The following is a 15442-nucleotide window of genomic DNA, read 5'->3' as shown; positions in this document are numbered from 1 at the left end:
ATGGGTGAGCAACAACAAGTTTTATTGCTCACCAAACTTTTTTGATTGACCCGCTTTTTCAGGTTACCTGAAAATTCAATAATTGTGCCCGATAATATTCGTATTGCTTGCGGCGCAAGGCGATTTCACGCGGCAAACCTTCGGTAAGGGAATGGGTTAAAGTGTCAAATTTATCCAGAATTTCCACAATTTTGGCTTGGATTTCTGGTGGTGGGACGGGGATTTTTATACTATTGAGATTTTGTTTATTTAGTTTTGGCTGTGCAGCACCAGAAATATAAGGAGTTAAGTCAATGTTATTTAAATAAGATTCAATAAATCTACGTTCTGCATAAGAATTAAATTGCAATACGTGAGCATGATTATTTACCCAACTTTTGCCACTAATACTAAAAGCGATTGGTGTATTCCTAGCTAATAAATTCGCCCCATCTTCCGAAATCAGTAAGAAATCTCCATCAAAAATATAATCTTTTATATAATCAACAACACCAGAAGCACCATAATAAGGTATATTGCCTTTTTCCCGCAATCCACTTCTAATCGGTTTACGCATTGAATTAAAATTTTTTGCAATTTTATCTAATGTCTTCCATTCTACTTTCAGGCTACCTGAAAAGGGATTTTGCGGGTTTTCACAGTCTAATAATAAATCGCGGTAATATTGATATTGTTTGGCACGCAGGGCTAATTCTGCTTCCAGCGTAGCTTCCAGCTCGGTCATTTTGTCAAGTATTTTTACAATTTCTTTTTGTAAAGATAATGATGGGATAGGAATAATTAAATTAGCCACGTCTTTGGGATAAACGTGCGGCACACCTGAACCTTTTTTCATGCCGAAAATTTTTGTTTGATTACTTAATAGAAAATAATAAACATATTTTGTTAATAATAAATTCTCGTTTGGTTTTACCGAAAAAGCATCGCCAACAAAAATCGGCTCATTCCAATACATGACAAAACCTGCATATGCTCCACTACCTGCAATAGTAATGGTTTCGCCGTCTCTATTGTATTCACCTGTAAAATACGCTGGCTTTTGTCCGCCACTAATCACAGGAATATTACCAACACTGGCACTTTTAGCCGTGATTATTTTCCCTCTTTGTAATTGAACAACCTCTCCCAACGCCTTCCATTCTACTTCCGCCGTTTCAATCATCTGTAAAATATTCATTTTGTTCCCCCAATTTCTGCCACAATCCCATCAATCTGTGCCCGCAAGCCGTCAATTTTGGCAACGGTTTCAGCAATCTCTCTGTTGAGTGCGGCGATGTCGATGATTTCGCGGGTGTCTTCGGCTTCCACATAGCTGCTGACCGATAAATTATAGTCGTTGGCTTTGATTTGTGCCTGTTCCACCATTTTGGCGGTATGGGCAACATCGGTTTTGTCGGCAAACAGTTGCACGATGCTGTCGATGTGTTCTTCGGTAAGTACGTTGTTGTTGGTTTCTTTTTTGAACAATTTGCCCGCGTCGATAAATTGGACTTTGGTGTCGGTTTTGTTTTTTGCCAATACCAAGATGTTTACGGCAATCGATGTGCCGTAAAACAGATTGGGGGCAAGGGCGATGACGGTTTCGATATGGTTGTGGTCAATCAGGTATTGGCGGATTTTTCGTTCCGCGCCACCGCGATAGAAAATGCCCGGAAAGGTAACAATCGCGGCACGCCCTTTGGACGAAAGGTAGCTTAATGCGTGCAGGATAAAGGCAAAATCGGCTTTGGATTTGGGCGCGAGTACGCCTGCGGGGGCAAAGCGTTCATCGTTAATCAATGTGGGGTCGTCCGCGCCTGTCCATTTGACGGAGTAAGGGGGATTGGAAACGATGGCATCAAAGGGTTTTTCGTCTTTGAGTTTGGGGTTAATCAGGGTGTCGCCCAATTCGATGTGGAATTTGTCGTAGTTGATGTTGTGCAAGAACATGTTCATGCGGGCGAGATTGTAGGTGGTGTGGTTGATTTCCTGCCCGAAAAAGCCTTCTTCGATGATGTGTTCGTCAAATTGTTTTTTGGCTTGCAGCAGCAGGCTGCCCGAGCCGCAAGCGGGGTCGTAGATTTTATTGACGCTGTTTTGTCCGTGCAGGGCGAGTTTGGCAATGAGTTTGGAAACGGTTTGCGGGGTGAAAAATTCGCCGCCGGATTTGCCTGCGTTGGCGGCGTAGTTGGAAATGAGAAATTCGTAGGCATCGCCGAATAGGTCGATTTGGTTGTCGCCAAAGCCGCCGAAGTCGAGTTCTGCCACGCCTTTGAGTACGGCGGCAAGGCGTTTGTTTTTGTCGGCTACGGTGTTGCCCAAGCGGCTGGAGGTGGTGTCGAAGTCGGCAAACAGTCCTTTGATGTCGTGTTCGGAGGGGTAGCCTTGTGCGGATTGTTCGATGCTGTCGAAAATCTGTTTTAAATCGGTATTCAGGTTGTCGTTTTGGTGGGCGGTTTTTAAGATGTTTTCAAACAGTTGGCTGGGGTAGATAAAGTAGCCTTTGGTTTTGGTTAAGTCGTCTTTGATTTCTGCGCTGATGGTTTCGTCTGCGATTTGGGCGTAAGTAAAGTTGTCGTCTTCGGCTTCGACAAAGCGGGCGAAGTTTTCGCTGATAAAGCGGTAAAACAGGGTGCCTAAAACATATTGTTTGAAATCCCAGCCGTCTACGCTGCCGCGTACGTCGTTGGCGATTTGCCAAATGCGGCGGTGCAATTCGGCGCGTTGTTGTGTTTGTGTCATGGTGTTGTACTCCCAATGGTAAAAAATATGCGGGTTACATGCCTGCCGGTTGGAGCAGGGCGCGTAATGCGGCGTACACGCAGACCACTGCGGTCAAACCGTCGATGCGGTCGAGTACGCCGCCGTGTCCGGGCAGCAGATTGCTGCTGTCTTTCATGTTTGCGGTGCGCTTGAGCCAGCTTTCAAACAGGTCGCCGACAATGCTCAGGGCGGCAAGCAGCAACGGCATGAGCCAAATACCCGCCATGCCGGTTTCCTGCCATGCGCCGCGCACCAACAGGGCATATGCCGCCACCGCCGCCAAGCCGCCCGCCGCACCTTCCCATGTTTTGCCCGGACTGACGGCAGGGGCGAGTTTGCGCCGTCCCCAGCGTTTGCCGGCAAAATACGCCGCCACGTCGGCAACCCACACCACGCCCATCACCGCCAGCAGCAGCCACGCGCCTTCGTCTTGGCGGAGCTGGCGCAGGGCGAACCATAAAGGCAGCAGCATCAGCAGCCCCGCCGATGCGGTACGCACACGCACGCCGCGCCATGCCCATTTGCGGTACAGCCAAAACGGCACGCACACCAGCCAAAACAGCAAAACGCCCGCCCATGCCAAAGCGGGCAACTGCCAATTGCCGCAATACGCCAGCAATAAAAAAACGCCTGCCGATGCGGTATAAACGGTTTGCTGCTTGCCGTTGAAGCCGCATATGCGCGAAAACTCCCACAACGCCGCCAACACCATCAGCGCGGCAAACGCCGCCCACAAGCCCTCACCCGCACCAAACAGCATCGCCAGCATCAAAGGCAGCAGCACCAGCGCGGTCAAAATCCGTTGTTTGAGCATGATTGTTCCCCGAAATCATTTGTATTTGCCGATTATACCGCCAATCGGTGCGTACGTCTGTGGCAAACATGCCCCGCCGCAAGGCGCATCAAGCACCCGTTTGCCGCGTTTTTGGCAAAACAACGTATAATCCTTAACCTTCTCCACCGCACCAAAAAGGAGGGTTCTGCCAATCCCGCCACACCCGTTTGCCAAACGGTGTGCCAATTTGCAGAACGGTTTTTTGCCGCCGTCCTGCCCGTCCCGACCGGCTCCGCATTTGCCCGACAAAGGCAAAACAGGCTTGCCGGTCTTTAAAGAAAGAGACAAATAAAGGAAACAACCGATGAAAAAATGGTTCAAACGCGCCGCGTTTGCCGCCGTGTGCGCCCTGCATTTGGGCAGCGCCGCCGCCGCCGACGTGGTCATCGACGCCGGACACGGCGGCAAAGACCACGGCGCACTCGGCACTTTGGGCAAACACCAATACATGGAAAAAGATTTTGCCCTCGATATGTCGTTACAGCTTCGCAAACACTTGCGGCAACAAGGCTTCAGCGTGGCGATGACCCGCACGGACGACACCTTCCGCCCGCTTGGGCAACGCTTGGCATACGGGCGCAAACACTGCCGCAAACTGTTTGCCTCGGTACACGTCAATGCCGCGAAAAACAACCCCCGCGCCAACGGCGTGCATACCTACGTTTTGCAGGGCAACGATGCCACCGCAGTGGGCAAAAAAAGCCTGCAAATCGCCCGCAACGTGCAAAAAGCCTTCAACCCCAAGCGTCCCGAAGTGCGCCGCGCCCGTTTTGTTACGCTGCAAAACACCACTTGCCCCAGCGTGCAGTTGGAAATGTATTTCATGAGCAATAAGGCGGATTTGAAAAAGCTCGCCGACAAACGCCAACGCCGCGCCATCGCGGGCAAGCTGGCAAAAGTCATCGGCACCAGCCTGAAGCAGCGCGATGCCAAAGCGAAAGCCAAACCCGCGCCGTCTGCCGTCAAGCCCCAAACGTCCAAGCCCGCCGCCAAGCCGTCCCGTCCCCGCGTTCCGGCAAAAGCGGCCGCAAAAGACAAGCCCGCACCGCTTAAAAAAGCCGCACCCAAAACGGCAGCCAAGCCCAAAGCCAAACGCTGAAACATTTGGCAGCACCGCCCAAACCCGAAAACCGCAGCACGGTTTTCGGGTTTTTTGCCGCACGGTTTTGCCGTACAATCCGCCCGATGATTTACCGCAAACAGTTTCTCAAAGACACCACCATAACGGCTGCGGGCATTTTTTGCGTTTTGCTGGCGGTGTTGGTGTTCACACAGGGCATCAACCTGCTCGGACGCGCCGCAGACGGGCGCGTTGCCGCCGAAGCCGTCGCCGCCCTCATCGGCTTTTGGACGCTGGGCATGACCCCGCTTTTGCTGGTGCTGACCGCCTACATCAGCATTCTCACCGTCTTGACCCGCTATTGGCGCGACAGCGAAATGGCGGTGTGGCTGGCGTGCGGTTTGGGCTTGCGCCAATGGCTGCGCCCGATTAGCGCCTTTACCCTGCCCTTGGCGGTGCTGGCGGCGGTGCTGCAGCTTGCCGTTTTGCCGCAAGCCGAACGCCACAGCCGCGAATACGCCGACATACTCAAACACAAACAAAACCTTTCCCTGGTCGAATCGGGCGTGTTCCGCGAATTGGGCAAAAAAAACGGGCGCGTGTATTTTGTCGAACACTTCGATGCCGAAGCAGGCAAAATGCAAAGGCTGTTTTTGCGCGAAAGCCGTCCCGACGGCGGCGACAGCGTGATTTTCGCCCGTTCGGGGCATTTCGACCTGCGCGACAACGTCCGCACACTGGTGCTGGAACAAGGCTACCGCTACACGGGCGCGGCAGGCAGGGGCGATTTCGAACAAATCTCTTTCGACCAACTGCGCCTCGCCCTGAACAGCCCGCACAAGCCCGCCGAAACCGCCCACCGCCGCACCTTGCCCACTGCCGAGCTGCTGCGTAATCCCGCCCCGCAATACCGCGCCGAACTGATGTGGCGCGTGTCGCTGCCCATATCGCTGCTGCTGTTGGGCTGGTTGGCACTGCCCTTGTCGTATGTTGATACGCGCAGTGGACAATCCTATCACGTCATCATCGCATCGCTGTTTTTTCTGGTGTACCAAAACGGGCTGACCCTGCTGCGCGACATGGTGGAAGACGGCAAAATTCCGTTTTTGGCGGGATTGTTGCCCATGCATTTGTTGATGGGCGGCTGCGTGTGGCTGCTGCTGCGGATGCGGAGCATGCCCGCCATGCCGTTCGGACGGGCGTTGCGGCAGGCTTTGCCTTGGGCGCGTCCGCCAAAATAACGGTGCTCGGGCAAGTTTTGCGCGCGCACAAACACACGGCACGCCCTAGATGATGACGTGCTGAACCATACGCATTTCGGCGGCGCGGGCGTGTGCGGTCAAGCCTTCGCCGTGCGCCAATACGGAAGCGGTTTGCCCCAATTTTTGTGCGCCTTCGGGCGACACGCGAATCAGGCTGCTGCGTTTTTGGAAATCGTATGTGCCTAAAGGCGATGAAAAACGCGCGCTGCGGCTGGTGGGCAAAACGTGGTTTGGGCCGGCGCAGTAGTCGCCCAAGCTTTCGCTGGTGTGGCCGCCCATGAAAATCGCGCCCGCATGACGGATTTTCGCCGCCCATTGTTCGGGGTTGTTCACGCACAGTTCCAAATGCTCGGGGGCGATGCGGTTGGCAACGGCGCAGGCTTCGTCCAAGTCGCGCACCAAAATCATGGCGCCGCGATTGTTCAGGGCGGCGCGGATGATGTCGCGACGGGGCATGTCTTCAATCAGGCGGGCAATGGCGTTTTGCACGTCGTTCAGATAGCGTTGGGACGGGGCAATCAAAATGGCTTGGGCGATTTCATCATGCTCGGCTTGGCTGAACAAGTCCATCGCCACCCAGTCGGCGGGGACGCTGCCATCGGCAATCACCAAGATTTCCGATGGCCCCGCCACCATGTCGATGCCCACCGTGCCGAACACGCGCCGTTTGGCGGCGGCAACGTAGGCGTTGCCCGGCCCGGTGATTTTATCCACTTGCGGCACGGTTTGCGTGCCGTAGGCGAGCGCGGCAACGGCTTGCGCTCCGCCGATGGTAAACACGCGCTTCACCCCCGCCAGATGCGCCGCCGCCAACACGATGTCGTTGCGCTCGCCTTTTGGCGTAGGCACGACCATGATGATTTCGCCCACGCCCGCCACTTGCGCGGGCAGCGCGTTCATCAGCACCGAGCTGGGATAAGCAGCCTTGCCGCCCGGCACGTAAATCCCCACGCGGTCGAGCGCGGTGATTTGCTGTCCGAGCAGGGTGCCGTCTTCGTCAAGATACTGCCAAGATTGCAGTTTTTGTTTTTCGTGGTAACGGCGGATGCGGGCGGCGGCGGTTTCCAGTGCGCTGCGGACGTGGTCGGGCAGCCGCGCAAACGCCGCCGCCAAGTCGCCCGCGTGCAGGGTCAAAGCCGCCATGTCGGGCGCGTCCAGCCCGTCAAAACGGGCGGTGTATTCCAGCACGGCGGCATCGCCGCGCGTTTGCACGTCTTGGCAGATGTCGGCAACGGCGCGGTCGGTGGCGGGGTCTTGCGCGGTTTCAAACGCCAGCAGCGCGTCCAGTTGTGCGGAAAAGTCGGGGGATTGGGTGGAGAGTGTTTTCATCAAAATTCCTTTGGTTTGAAACCCCACCGTTTACGGCGGTAAAATAAATTCCGTTCGGGCGGGGCGCAAGCCCGTCCGAATCGGGGCAAGGCATGGAGATTGTGCTTTGCCCTGTGCGCTGAAACACGGCTTGCATTCTGTAAAATGGTCGGGCGTGATAATATAAGCAAAACCCTGTTTTTGCCAAACCCTTTTTCGGAGTGGAATCATGACGCTTTATTTTCTCGGCGGCGGCAATATGGCTGCCGCCATCATTGCGGGGCTGCGCCGCGCCGCCTACCCGCACGCGGTGGCGGTGGCGGAACGCTGTGCCGACAAACGCGCCCGTCTGCACGCGCAATTCGGCGTGCAAACCCTTGAATCGCTGCCGCCGCAATTGCACGGCGACGATGTGCTGGTGTTGGCGGTAAAGCCGCAAGACATGGCAGAAGCGTGCGCGGGCGTGGACACGGGCGGAGCGTTGGTGTTGTCGATTGCGGCGGGTTTGCCCGTATCGGCGTTGTCGCAAATGCTCGGCGGCACGCGGCGCATCGTCCGCATCATGCCCAACACCCCTGCCGCCGTGGCATCGGGCGTATCGGGTTTGTATGCCGCCGAAGGCGCAAGCGCACACGACCGCGAACGCGCCGATGCCGTGATGCGCAGTTGCGGCGAATGCGTTTGGCTGGACACGGAAGAACAGATGCACGCCATCACCGCCGTGAGCGGAAGCGGCCCCGCTTATGTGTTTTACCTGCTCAATGCGCTGCAACAGGCTGCCCAAACGCTCGGTTTTTCACCAGAACACGCCAAAATGCTGTCGCTGGCGACTTTTCGCGGCGCGGTGGACTTGGCGGCGCAGTCGTCTGACGATTTTGCCGTGTTGCAACAGCAGGTTACCTCCAAAGGCGGCACCACCCACGCCGCATTGGCAAGCCTGCGCCGCGATGACGTTGCCCAAGCCGTAACCCGTGCCGCACACGCCGCCGCCCACCGCTCCCGCGAAATGGCGCAAACCGCACCGTAAGGCACATCACCATTTAAATTTTTCTACCGGAAATCCGTGCAATAAAAAACACCGTCATGCCCGCAAATGCGTGAATCCATATCAAAGCACGACACACCTTTGCCAAACATCGGGCAGTGGATTCCCGCATTTGCGGGCATGACGGTGCCGTGTTTTTCGGTCAATTGACGACACGCCCCACCCCCATTGTGGGCAACAACGCACATCTCCCCTATAATCCCGCCCCAAACCACACCAAACCAAAGGACACACAACCATGCCCGATTACCGTTCCAAAACCTCCACGCACGGCCGCAATATGGCGGGCGCACGCGCCCTGTGGCGCGCCACCGGCGTACAAGATGCCGACTTCGGCAAACCGATTATCGCCATTGCCAACTCATTTACCCAATTCGTTCCCGGACACGTCCACCTGCACGATTTGGGACAACTGGTCGCCCGCGAAATTGAAAAAGCAGGCGGATTGGCAAAAGAATTCAATACCATCGCCGTAGATGACGGCATCGCCATGGGACACGGCGGCATGCTGTATTCCCTGCCCAGCCGCGATTTGATTGCCGACAGCGTGGAGTACATGGTCAATGCCCACTGCGCCGATGCGCTGGTGTGCATTTCCAACTGCGACAAAATCACCCCCGGCATGCTGATGGCGGCGATGCGCCTGAACATTCCCACCGTCTTTGTTTCCGGCGGGCCGATGGAAGCGGGCAAAGTCATCGGCGTGGCAAATATCACCGACACGCGCAAACTGGATTTGGTGGACGCGATGGTCGATGCCGCCAACGATGCCGTTTCCGATGCCGAAGTGGCGCAAGTGGAACGTTCCGCCTGCCCCACCTGCGGCTCGTGTTCGGGCATGTTTACCGCCAACTCGATGAACTGCCTCACCGAAGCACTCGGCCTGTCGCTGCCGGGTAACGGCTCGCTGCTCGCCACCCACGCCGAGCGCAAAGAACTGTTTTTGCAGGCAGGGCGTTTGATTGTGGAGATTACCAAACGCTATTACGAACAAAACGATGCCAGCGTATTGCCGCGCAGCATCGCCACCAAAGCCGCGTTTGAAAACGCCATGAGTTTGGACGTGGCAATGGGCGGCAGCACCAACACCGTGTTGCACCTGCTCGCCGCCGCCAACGAAGCGCAAGTGGATTTCAAAATGGCAGACATCGACCGCATCAGCCGCCAAGTGCCGTGCCTGTGCAAAGTCGCGCCCGCCACGCAGAAATACCACATGGAAGACGTACACCGCGCGGGCGGCGTGATGGGCATTCTTGCCGAACTTGACCGCGCAGGCTGCCTGAAAACCGATGTTTCCACCGTTCACGAAAAAACTTTGAAAGACGCGCTGGCAAAGTGGGACGTAAGCAACCCCGCCAACACCGCCGCACACGCCCGTTACAAAGCCGCGCCGGGCGGCGTGCGCACCACCCAAGCCTTTTCGCAAAACCGCCAATGGGACACGCTTGACCTTGACCGCGAAAACGGCTGTATCCGCAGCAAGCAGCACGCCTATTCGCAAGACGGCGGCTTGGCGGTGCTGTTCGGCAACATCGCCGAGCGCGGCTGCGTGGTGAAAACGGCGGGCGTGGACGACAGCATTTTGCAATTCACCGGACGCGCGCGCGTGTTTGAAAGCCAAGATGCCGCCGTGTCCGCAATTTTGGATAATCAAATCGTAGCGGGCGACATCGTCATCATTCGTTACGAAGGCCCGAAAGGCGGGCCCGGTATGCAGGAAATGCTCTATCCCACCAGCTACCTGAAATCCAAAGGCTTGGGCAAAGCCTGCGCCCTGCTCACGGACGGGCGTTTTTCAGGCGGCACATCGGGCTTGAGCATCGGACACGTTTCCCCCGAAGCGGCGGAAGGCGGCGCAATCGGTTTGGTGCGCGAGGGCGACACGGTGGAAATCGACATTCCGCAACGGCGCATTCATTTGGCAATTGGCGATGACGAACTGGCGCAACGCCGCGCCGAGATGGAAAGTCGCGGTGCCCAAGCGTGGCAGCCCGAAAACCGCGACCGCCACGTTTCCGCCGCCCTGCGTGCCTACGCCGCGATGACCACTTCGGCGGACACGGGCGCGGTGCGCGATGTCAGCCAAGTGGAACGGCGTTAAAACGCACGACCAACAGACTGGCAACACAGCCATCACCGCTTGGGTCAGAGCGTGCCATCATTTAAATTTTTATACAAAAAATCAGCATAATATAGTTGATAAAAATCAAAACGAGACAAGGCAGCAACGCCCGCCGCGTACGGGTAAGTACATCAGGGCGTTGGCAACGCCGCATCGTTGCGATTTTAATCAACCATACAAAAACGCCGTCATTCCCGCGCAGGCGGGAATCCACTACCTGATGTTTGTGAAGCGATGTTTTATCAATGCTTTTTGAAATTTGTTTTGGATTTCCGCCTGCGCGGGAATGACGGCGCAAAGACTTTTCGGCTGATTGACGACACCCCCTAAAGCGCAACGCAAACCCAAACTGCGATTGCTTTATATTGTTTGAGCGATGTCGATTTTTTGCAACGCAGTATTTAAATCAAACATAATTATATCCTACTCTAGGAAATAGTTAATTAAATATCAGTCAAAATATTTGTTTTTACTTTCAATAAAGCCAAAATTAAATATTTCACTAACATCAAGATTATCAATAAAATCCCACCCAAATCTCATAATCGAATAATTAAAAACTGTTTTTACATATTCAATATTGTTCAACAACTTAGGTGAGCAAAAATAAATTGAAAAACCACATTCTAATGTATCAATTAGTATGCATATACTTTGATTTTTTACATAAACAAACCTGTAACTGCTCGTTAATCCCAAAATATCTCCTAATGAGAATATTTTTTCCGTATCAGATATTTCTACAATGTGATGACCTGATTTTGCAAAATAGTCATCAAAAAAATAGATTTCTTTGATTTCGGGATAATCCGGCAAACTTTTTAAAAAAGCCCAATCATCATCAGTTATCCGTCTTGCTTTCAGATTATTGATGGTTTCCTGTGGAAGGGTGTGCATATTTATTGCTCCTACGCTAATTTACCCACATCTGTTTGAAAATTAGATGACTCATTAAATTCCTTTTTTATTGTGCCTATTAAATTGAGCGGTTTCAATTTTTTGTAATGCGGTATTTAAATCAAACATCATCATGCCCTCATGCAAATGGTTTATTGGTTAATAATCAAAATATTGATTTCGACTTTCAATAAAAGTGCAATTTTCTAATTTTTCATCCGTAACTTCATAATTTTTATCTAAATCATGCCCAAATTTCACAATTAAATAACTGAATATTTTTTTGATATCATCAAGATTGTTGCGTAATTTCTGCGAGCAAAAATAAATTGAGTAATCTACAAATGCATCAATAATAATGCATATATCGGTTCCGTTTACATAAACGTATCTAGAAGTAACGGTTAATCCGGGAATGTCTCCCAGTTCAAACAATTTTTCCGTGTCGGATATTTCCACCATATTACGACCCGATTGGATAAAATAGTCATCAAAAAAATAGATTTCATCAATTTCATGAAAATCCGGCAAACTTTTTAAAAAAGCGAAATCATCATCGGTCATCCGTCTTGTTTTCAGATTATTGATGATTTCCTGTGGAAGGGTGTGCATATTTATTGCTCCTGTTTGAAATTGAAAATGACTTTACTCATCGGCACGGCACATTCCATCACAATTTTGGCTGCCATGCTCGGCATAATCACCCCTTTGGCTTGTCCATGCACCAAAATCCGCGCCGAATGTTACACCATAACATCAAATCGTGTACAATGTTCCTTTTTTCACGCACGATAATTAAGGGCATGATGATGTTACGCAAAATCCAATCTGTTTTCGTACTTGCGCTGCTGTGGGCGGCGGGCGCGTTTGCCGAACCCCTGCCGGTGGTTGCCAGCTTCAGTATTTTGGGCGACGTTGCCGCACAAATCGGCGGCGAGCGCGTCCGCGTAACCAACTTGGTCGGTGCCGATGCCGATGCCCATGCCTACCGCCTCACTGCCCGCGACATTCAAACCATCGGCAACGCCAAATTGGTGCTGCTCAACGGCTTGGGCTTGGAAAAAGCCGACATCGTCCGTGCCGTCAAACAAAGCAAAACCGCTTATGCCGAAGCGGCGGCGGGCATCAAGCCGATAAAAGCCGAAGCGGGCGGACACCACCACCATCACGGAGACGGGCACGACCACCACCACGGCGAATTTGACCCGCACGTTTGGCACGACCCCGTGCTGATGCGCCAATATGCCGCCAATGTTGCCGCCGCACTGGGCAAAGCCGACCCCGCCGGCAAGGCGCATTACGCCGCCCGTTTGCAGCGCTACCACGCACAGTTGCAACAGCTCGACCAATTCGCCCGCCAACAATTCGCCGCTATTCCCGCAGCGCAACGCAAGGTATTGACCGGACACCATTCTTTCGGCTATTTGGGCAAACGCTACGGCGTGGTGTTTCTCGCGCCGCAAGGGGTCAGCACCGAAGCCGAGCCGTCTGCCCGCACCGTTGCCGCGATTATCCGCCAAATCAAACAACAGGGACTCAAAGCCGTGTTTACCGAAAACATCAAAGACGGGCGCATGGTGGCACGCATCGCCCAAGAAACGGGGGTGAAAATCGGCGGCAAACTTTATTCCGATGCCTTGAGCAAAGACGCGGGCGCGCGCAGCTATGCGGATATGTTCCGCCACAATGTCCGCACGATGGCGGCGGCGATGAAGCAATAACCATCCGTGCGGCGCGTCATCATCATGGTACAAACATCGCCACCCTGCACGAACGGCAAAAACGGTTGAATTTTGCCCGAGATGGTTTACAATGTTTCGTGCGAAACACCTAAATTTGAAGTTGTATGAAAAAATTGTTCCGTTTTTTTGCCGTTTTGTTTGTTTTGTCCGCCACCGCCGCGTGCGCCGCGCCCATGACTGCCGCACCGCTTGAAACGGCGCAAACGGTTGCCGCACCTGCCGCCGTACAGGCAGAAGCGTCTGCCCCCGCCGCTTCGGACACGCCCGACCAAGCCGTTGCGGACGTTGTCGTGCTTGCCGGTGCCGACACCGGCGAAACGGCAGCGCCCAAAAGCACATTAAAGGCTTCGGAAGAATTGCGCCGCATTTGGGACACGGTACGGCAGGACGACGACATCACCGTTTTGCCGCCGCCGCCCGTTGCTGGCAACCAACCCGAAAAAACGGAAAAATCCCCCGCCGCGCCGGTCAAAACCGTCAAGCCGAAGGTGAAAGTGCGGTTGCGTAACCCGCCGCCCGCACCACGCGGCAAAAGCAAAACCGCCGCCAAAACCCCCGCGCCCGCCGCCGTTAAAACGGCAACGGTCAAAGCCCCGCCCAAAGAGCCCGTATTGACGCGCCGCCAAATCTTGGAGCGCGAAATCAACCGCGAACGCGCCGCACTGCGCGCCGCACAAGCCCAATTGGTTTCCGCCAAAAAAAAGGGCAATGCCGGACAAGTCAGCAGGCTCAACGGCATCATCAAAGACCGCGAACTGAACATCAAAGCCCTTGCCCAAGAAATGGTGCGTTAGGGCGCATCGCCAATCAGCCGGAACAACACCGCGCCGTCATGTCCGCAGGGGCATAACGGCGCGTTTTGCGTTGGCGCGGACGGTGCGGCATCTTGAAAAAAAATGGCACGCATCACAAAAACCAAAACGCAAGCGCACAGGCTGGACAAGTGTTGGTGCTCTATCTAATATGTTTGCCAATCCGATATAAAAATGGTCCGGCAGCACCCGATTCTTTTCATGCCCCAAGCCGCCGGACAACGGGGCAAATCCGATATTTAAGGAAACACACCATGGCAACATCACAATTTTTCATGCCCTCACAAAATATTTTGGGTGCGGGCGCACTGGACGAAGGTTTGGCGCAAGTTGCGGGCTTGGGCTTCAAAAAAGCCCTGATTGTTACCGACGGCGCATTGGCAAAACTGGGCATCGCGCAAACCGTTGCCGACAAATTGGCGGCAAAAGGCGTGGAAGCGGCGGTGTTTGACGGCGTACAGCCCAACCCCACGGTGGGCAATGTGGAAGCGGGCTTGGCAAAACTGCGCGAAAGCGGCGCGGATTTTGTGATTTCTCTGGGCGGCGGCTCGTCCCACGATTGCGCCAAAGCGGTGGCACTGGTGGCGGCAAACGGCGGCAACATCGCCGACTACGAAGGCTTGAACAAATCCAAAAAACCGCAACTGACTTTGGTTGCCATCAACACCACCGCCGGCACCGCTTCGGAAATGACGCGTTTTACCATCATTACCGATGAAGCGCGCCACGTGAAAATGGCGATTGTGGACAGCCACGTTACCCCCACCCTTTCCATCAACGATTCGGGGCTGATGGCGGGCATGCCCGCCGCGCTCACCGCCGCCACCGGCATGGACGCACTCACCCACGCGGTAGAAGCCTATGTTTCCACCATCGCCAACCCCCTGACCGATGCCTGTGCCGTCAAAGCCGTCGAGCTGATTGCCGCGTATCTGCCCACCGCCGTGCGCGAGCCGGACAACAAAGAAGCCCGCGAAAAAATGGCTTACGCACAATTTTTGGCGGGCATGGCGTTCAACAACGCCTCTTTGGGCTATGTGCATGCGATGGCGCACCAATTGGGCGGTTTTTACGACCTGCCGCACGGCGTGTGCAACGCACTGCTGCTGCCGCACGTAGAAGCCTTCAACATGCCCGCCGCCGAAGCGCGTTTGAACCACGTCGGCGAAATTTTAAGCGCCAACAACGCCGATTTGCAGGGCTTGGGCGTGATTGATGCCATCAAAAAGCTGGCAGACATCGTGGGCATTCCCAAATCGCTGGAAGAATTGGGCGTCAAGCGCGAAGACTTTACCGTGCTGGCGGAAAACTCGCTCAAAGACGTGTGCGGCTTCACCAATCCGCGCAAAGCGGATTTGGACGAAATCATCGGCATTTTTGAAGCCGCGTACGGCAAACGCTGATTCGGTTTGAATCCCCGACCCAAGGCGTGTCATCATTTAAATTTCTGCTGAAAATCAGTGGAATATGAAAATACCGTCATACCCACGTAGGTGGGAATCCACTGCCCGATGCTTGGAAAACGATGTTTTATCAAGTTTTGTTGCAATTTATTGTTGGATTCCCGCCTACGCGGGAATGACGGTGCAAAGATTTTTCGGTTAGTTGATGACACGC

The 15442-nt window shown here is 54.0% G+C and carries 14 protein-coding genes; 7 read left to right on the top strand and 7 right to left on the bottom strand.

Going from position 1 to position 15442, the window contains the following annotated elements; all coding sequences use genetic code 11:
• Nucleotides 1-58: 58 nt before the first annotated feature.
• The 3 genes from G392_RS0106255 to G392_RS0106245 are packed head-to-tail and all read right to left on the bottom strand — an operon-like array spanning nucleotide 59 to nucleotide 3556.
• Nucleotides 59-1177: a restriction endonuclease subunit S gene (locus G392_RS0106255; RefSeq protein WP_027009552.1), complete on the bottom strand. Its 1119-nt coding sequence runs from the start codon at nucleotides 1175-1177 to the stop codon at nucleotides 59-61.
• Entirely contained in the window at nucleotides 1174-2721 is a 1548-nt protein-coding gene (locus G392_RS0106250; RefSeq protein WP_027009551.1) for a type I restriction-modification system subunit M, read from the bottom strand. Before G392_RS0106250 ends, G392_RS0106255 begins: the two co-directional genes overlap by 4 nt.
• Before the next feature lie 34 nt (nucleotides 2722-2755).
• Complete coding sequence (locus G392_RS0106245; RefSeq protein ID WP_027009550.1) at nucleotides 2756-3556, bottom strand: phosphatidate cytidylyltransferase; 801 nt, start codon at nucleotides 3554-3556, stop codon at nucleotides 2756-2758.
• A 325-nt stretch (nucleotides 3557-3881) separates the two neighbouring features.
• Here G392_RS0106245 and G392_RS0106235 point away from each other — a divergent pair, with 325 nt between their 5' ends.
• A complete protein-coding gene (locus G392_RS0106235) occupies nucleotides 3882-4676 on the top strand; it encodes an N-acetylmuramoyl-L-alanine amidase (protein ID WP_027009548.1) in 795 nt (264 codons plus the stop codon).
• An 86-nt stretch (nucleotides 4677-4762) separates the two neighbouring features.
• Nucleotides 4763-5878 carry an LPS export ABC transporter permease LptF gene (lptF, locus tag G392_RS0106230; protein ID WP_027009547.1) on the top strand — a complete coding sequence of 372 codons (1116 nt, stop codon included), beginning with the start codon at nucleotides 4763-4765 and terminating at the stop codon, nucleotides 5876-5878.
• A gap of 45 nt (nucleotides 5879-5923) precedes the next feature.
• Here the strand turns inward: lptF and hisD are convergent, their stop codons facing one another.
• Nucleotides 5924-7228, bottom strand: coding sequence for a histidinol dehydrogenase (gene hisD / locus G392_RS0106225; RefSeq protein WP_027009546.1), 1305 nt, complete (start codon nucleotides 7226-7228; stop codon nucleotides 5924-5926).
• Nucleotides 7229-7436: 208 nt separating this feature from the next.
• On the opposite strand from hisD, the gene proC reads away from it, so the two are divergent.
• Together proC and ilvD are read left to right on the top strand one after the other, a co-directional pair.
• Complete coding sequence (gene proC, locus G392_RS0106220; RefSeq protein WP_027009545.1) at nucleotides 7437-8234, top strand: pyrroline-5-carboxylate reductase; 798 nt, start codon at nucleotides 7437-7439, stop codon at nucleotides 8232-8234.
• A gap of 256 nt (nucleotides 8235-8490) precedes the next feature.
• The gene (gene ilvD, locus G392_RS0106215) at nucleotides 8491-10353 is read left to right on the top strand and encodes a dihydroxy-acid dehydratase (protein WP_027009544.1); all 1863 of its coding nucleotides are present in this window, start codon (nucleotides 8491-8493) and stop codon (nucleotides 10351-10353) included.
• A gap of 61 nt (nucleotides 10354-10414) precedes the next feature.
• Here ilvD and G392_RS14050 read toward each other — a convergent pair whose 3' ends face one another.
• From G392_RS14050 to G392_RS0106195, 3 genes are all read right to left on the bottom strand, one after another.
• A complete protein-coding gene (locus G392_RS14050) occupies nucleotides 10415-10672 on the bottom strand; it encodes a hypothetical protein (RefSeq protein ID WP_211224352.1) in 258 nt (85 codons plus the stop codon).
• A gap of 152 nt (nucleotides 10673-10824) precedes the next feature.
• Complete coding sequence (locus G392_RS0106200) at nucleotides 10825-11271, bottom strand: hypothetical protein (protein ID WP_027009543.1); 447 nt, start codon at nucleotides 11269-11271, stop codon at nucleotides 10825-10827.
• Nucleotides 11272-11430: 159 nt separating this feature from the next.
• A complete protein-coding gene (locus G392_RS0106195) occupies nucleotides 11431-11883 on the bottom strand; it encodes a hypothetical protein (protein WP_027009542.1) in 453 nt (150 codons plus the stop codon).
• 194 nt (nucleotides 11884-12077) lie between these two features.
• On the opposite strand from G392_RS0106195, the gene G392_RS0106185 reads away from it, so the two are divergent.
• From G392_RS0106185 to G392_RS0106170, 3 genes are all read left to right on the top strand, one after another.
• Nucleotides 12078-12992 carry a metal ABC transporter solute-binding protein, Zn/Mn family gene (locus G392_RS0106185; protein ID WP_027009541.1) on the top strand — a complete coding sequence of 305 codons (915 nt, stop codon included), beginning with the start codon at nucleotides 12078-12080 and terminating at the stop codon, nucleotides 12990-12992.
• Nucleotides 12993-13117: 125 nt separating this feature from the next.
• On the top strand, nucleotides 13118-13807 hold the full coding sequence (locus G392_RS13040) for a hypothetical protein (protein WP_051255613.1): 690 nt from the start codon (nucleotides 13118-13120) through the stop codon (nucleotides 13805-13807).
• Between the two features lie 272 nt (nucleotides 13808-14079).
• The gene (locus tag G392_RS0106170; RefSeq protein ID WP_027009540.1) at nucleotides 14080-15228 is read left to right on the top strand and encodes an iron-containing alcohol dehydrogenase; all 1149 of its coding nucleotides are present in this window, start codon (nucleotides 14080-14082) and stop codon (nucleotides 15226-15228) included.
• The last annotated feature ends 214 nt before the right edge of the window (nucleotides 15229-15442 follow it).

Origin of the sequence: Conchiformibius kuhniae DSM 17694 (assembly GCF_000428785.1) — a bacterium.
GTDB lineage: Bacteria > Pseudomonadota > Gammaproteobacteria > Burkholderiales > Neisseriaceae > Conchiformibius > Conchiformibius kuhniae.
Note: the sequence above shows the minus strand (reverse complement) of the source record. Positions and strands in the feature narration are given on the sequence as shown.

Excerpts from the sequence above, each read along its gene's own strand:
- G392_RS0106255 (WP_027009552.1), bottom strand. The coding sequence starts at position 1,177 with ATGAATATTTTACAGATGATTGAAACGGCGGAAGTAGAATGGAAGGCG.
- G392_RS0106250 (WP_027009551.1), bottom strand. The coding sequence starts at position 2,721 with ATGACACAAACACAACAACGCGCCGAATTGCACCGCCGCATTTGGCAA.
- G392_RS0106245 (WP_027009550.1), bottom strand. The coding sequence starts at position 3,556 with ATGCTCAAACAACGGATTTTGACCGCGCTGGTGCTGCTGCCTTTGATG.
- G392_RS0106235 (WP_027009548.1), top strand. The coding sequence starts at position 3,882 with ATGAAAAAATGGTTCAAACGCGCCGCGTTTGCCGCCGTGTGCGCCCTG.
- lptF (WP_027009547.1), top strand. The coding sequence starts at position 4,763 with ATGATTTACCGCAAACAGTTTCTCAAAGACACCACCATAACGGCTGCG.
- hisD (WP_027009546.1), bottom strand. The coding sequence starts at position 7,228 with ATGAAAACACTCTCCACCCAATCCCCCGACTTTTCCGCACAACTGGAC.
- proC (WP_027009545.1), top strand. The coding sequence starts at position 7,437 with ATGACGCTTTATTTTCTCGGCGGCGGCAATATGGCTGCCGCCATCATT.
- ilvD (WP_027009544.1), top strand. The coding sequence starts at position 8,491 with ATGCCCGATTACCGTTCCAAAACCTCCACGCACGGCCGCAATATGGCG.
- G392_RS0106200 (WP_027009543.1), bottom strand. The coding sequence starts at position 11,271 with ATGCACACCCTTCCACAGGAAACCATCAATAATCTGAAAGCAAGACGG.
- G392_RS0106195 (WP_027009542.1), bottom strand. The coding sequence starts at position 11,883 with ATGCACACCCTTCCACAGGAAATCATCAATAATCTGAAAACAAGACGG.
- G392_RS0106185 (WP_027009541.1), top strand. The coding sequence starts at position 12,078 with ATGATGTTACGCAAAATCCAATCTGTTTTCGTACTTGCGCTGCTGTGG.
- G392_RS13040 (WP_051255613.1), top strand. The coding sequence starts at position 13,118 with ATGAAAAAATTGTTCCGTTTTTTTGCCGTTTTGTTTGTTTTGTCCGCC.
- G392_RS0106170 (WP_027009540.1), top strand. The coding sequence starts at position 14,080 with ATGGCAACATCACAATTTTTCATGCCCTCACAAAATATTTTGGGTGCG.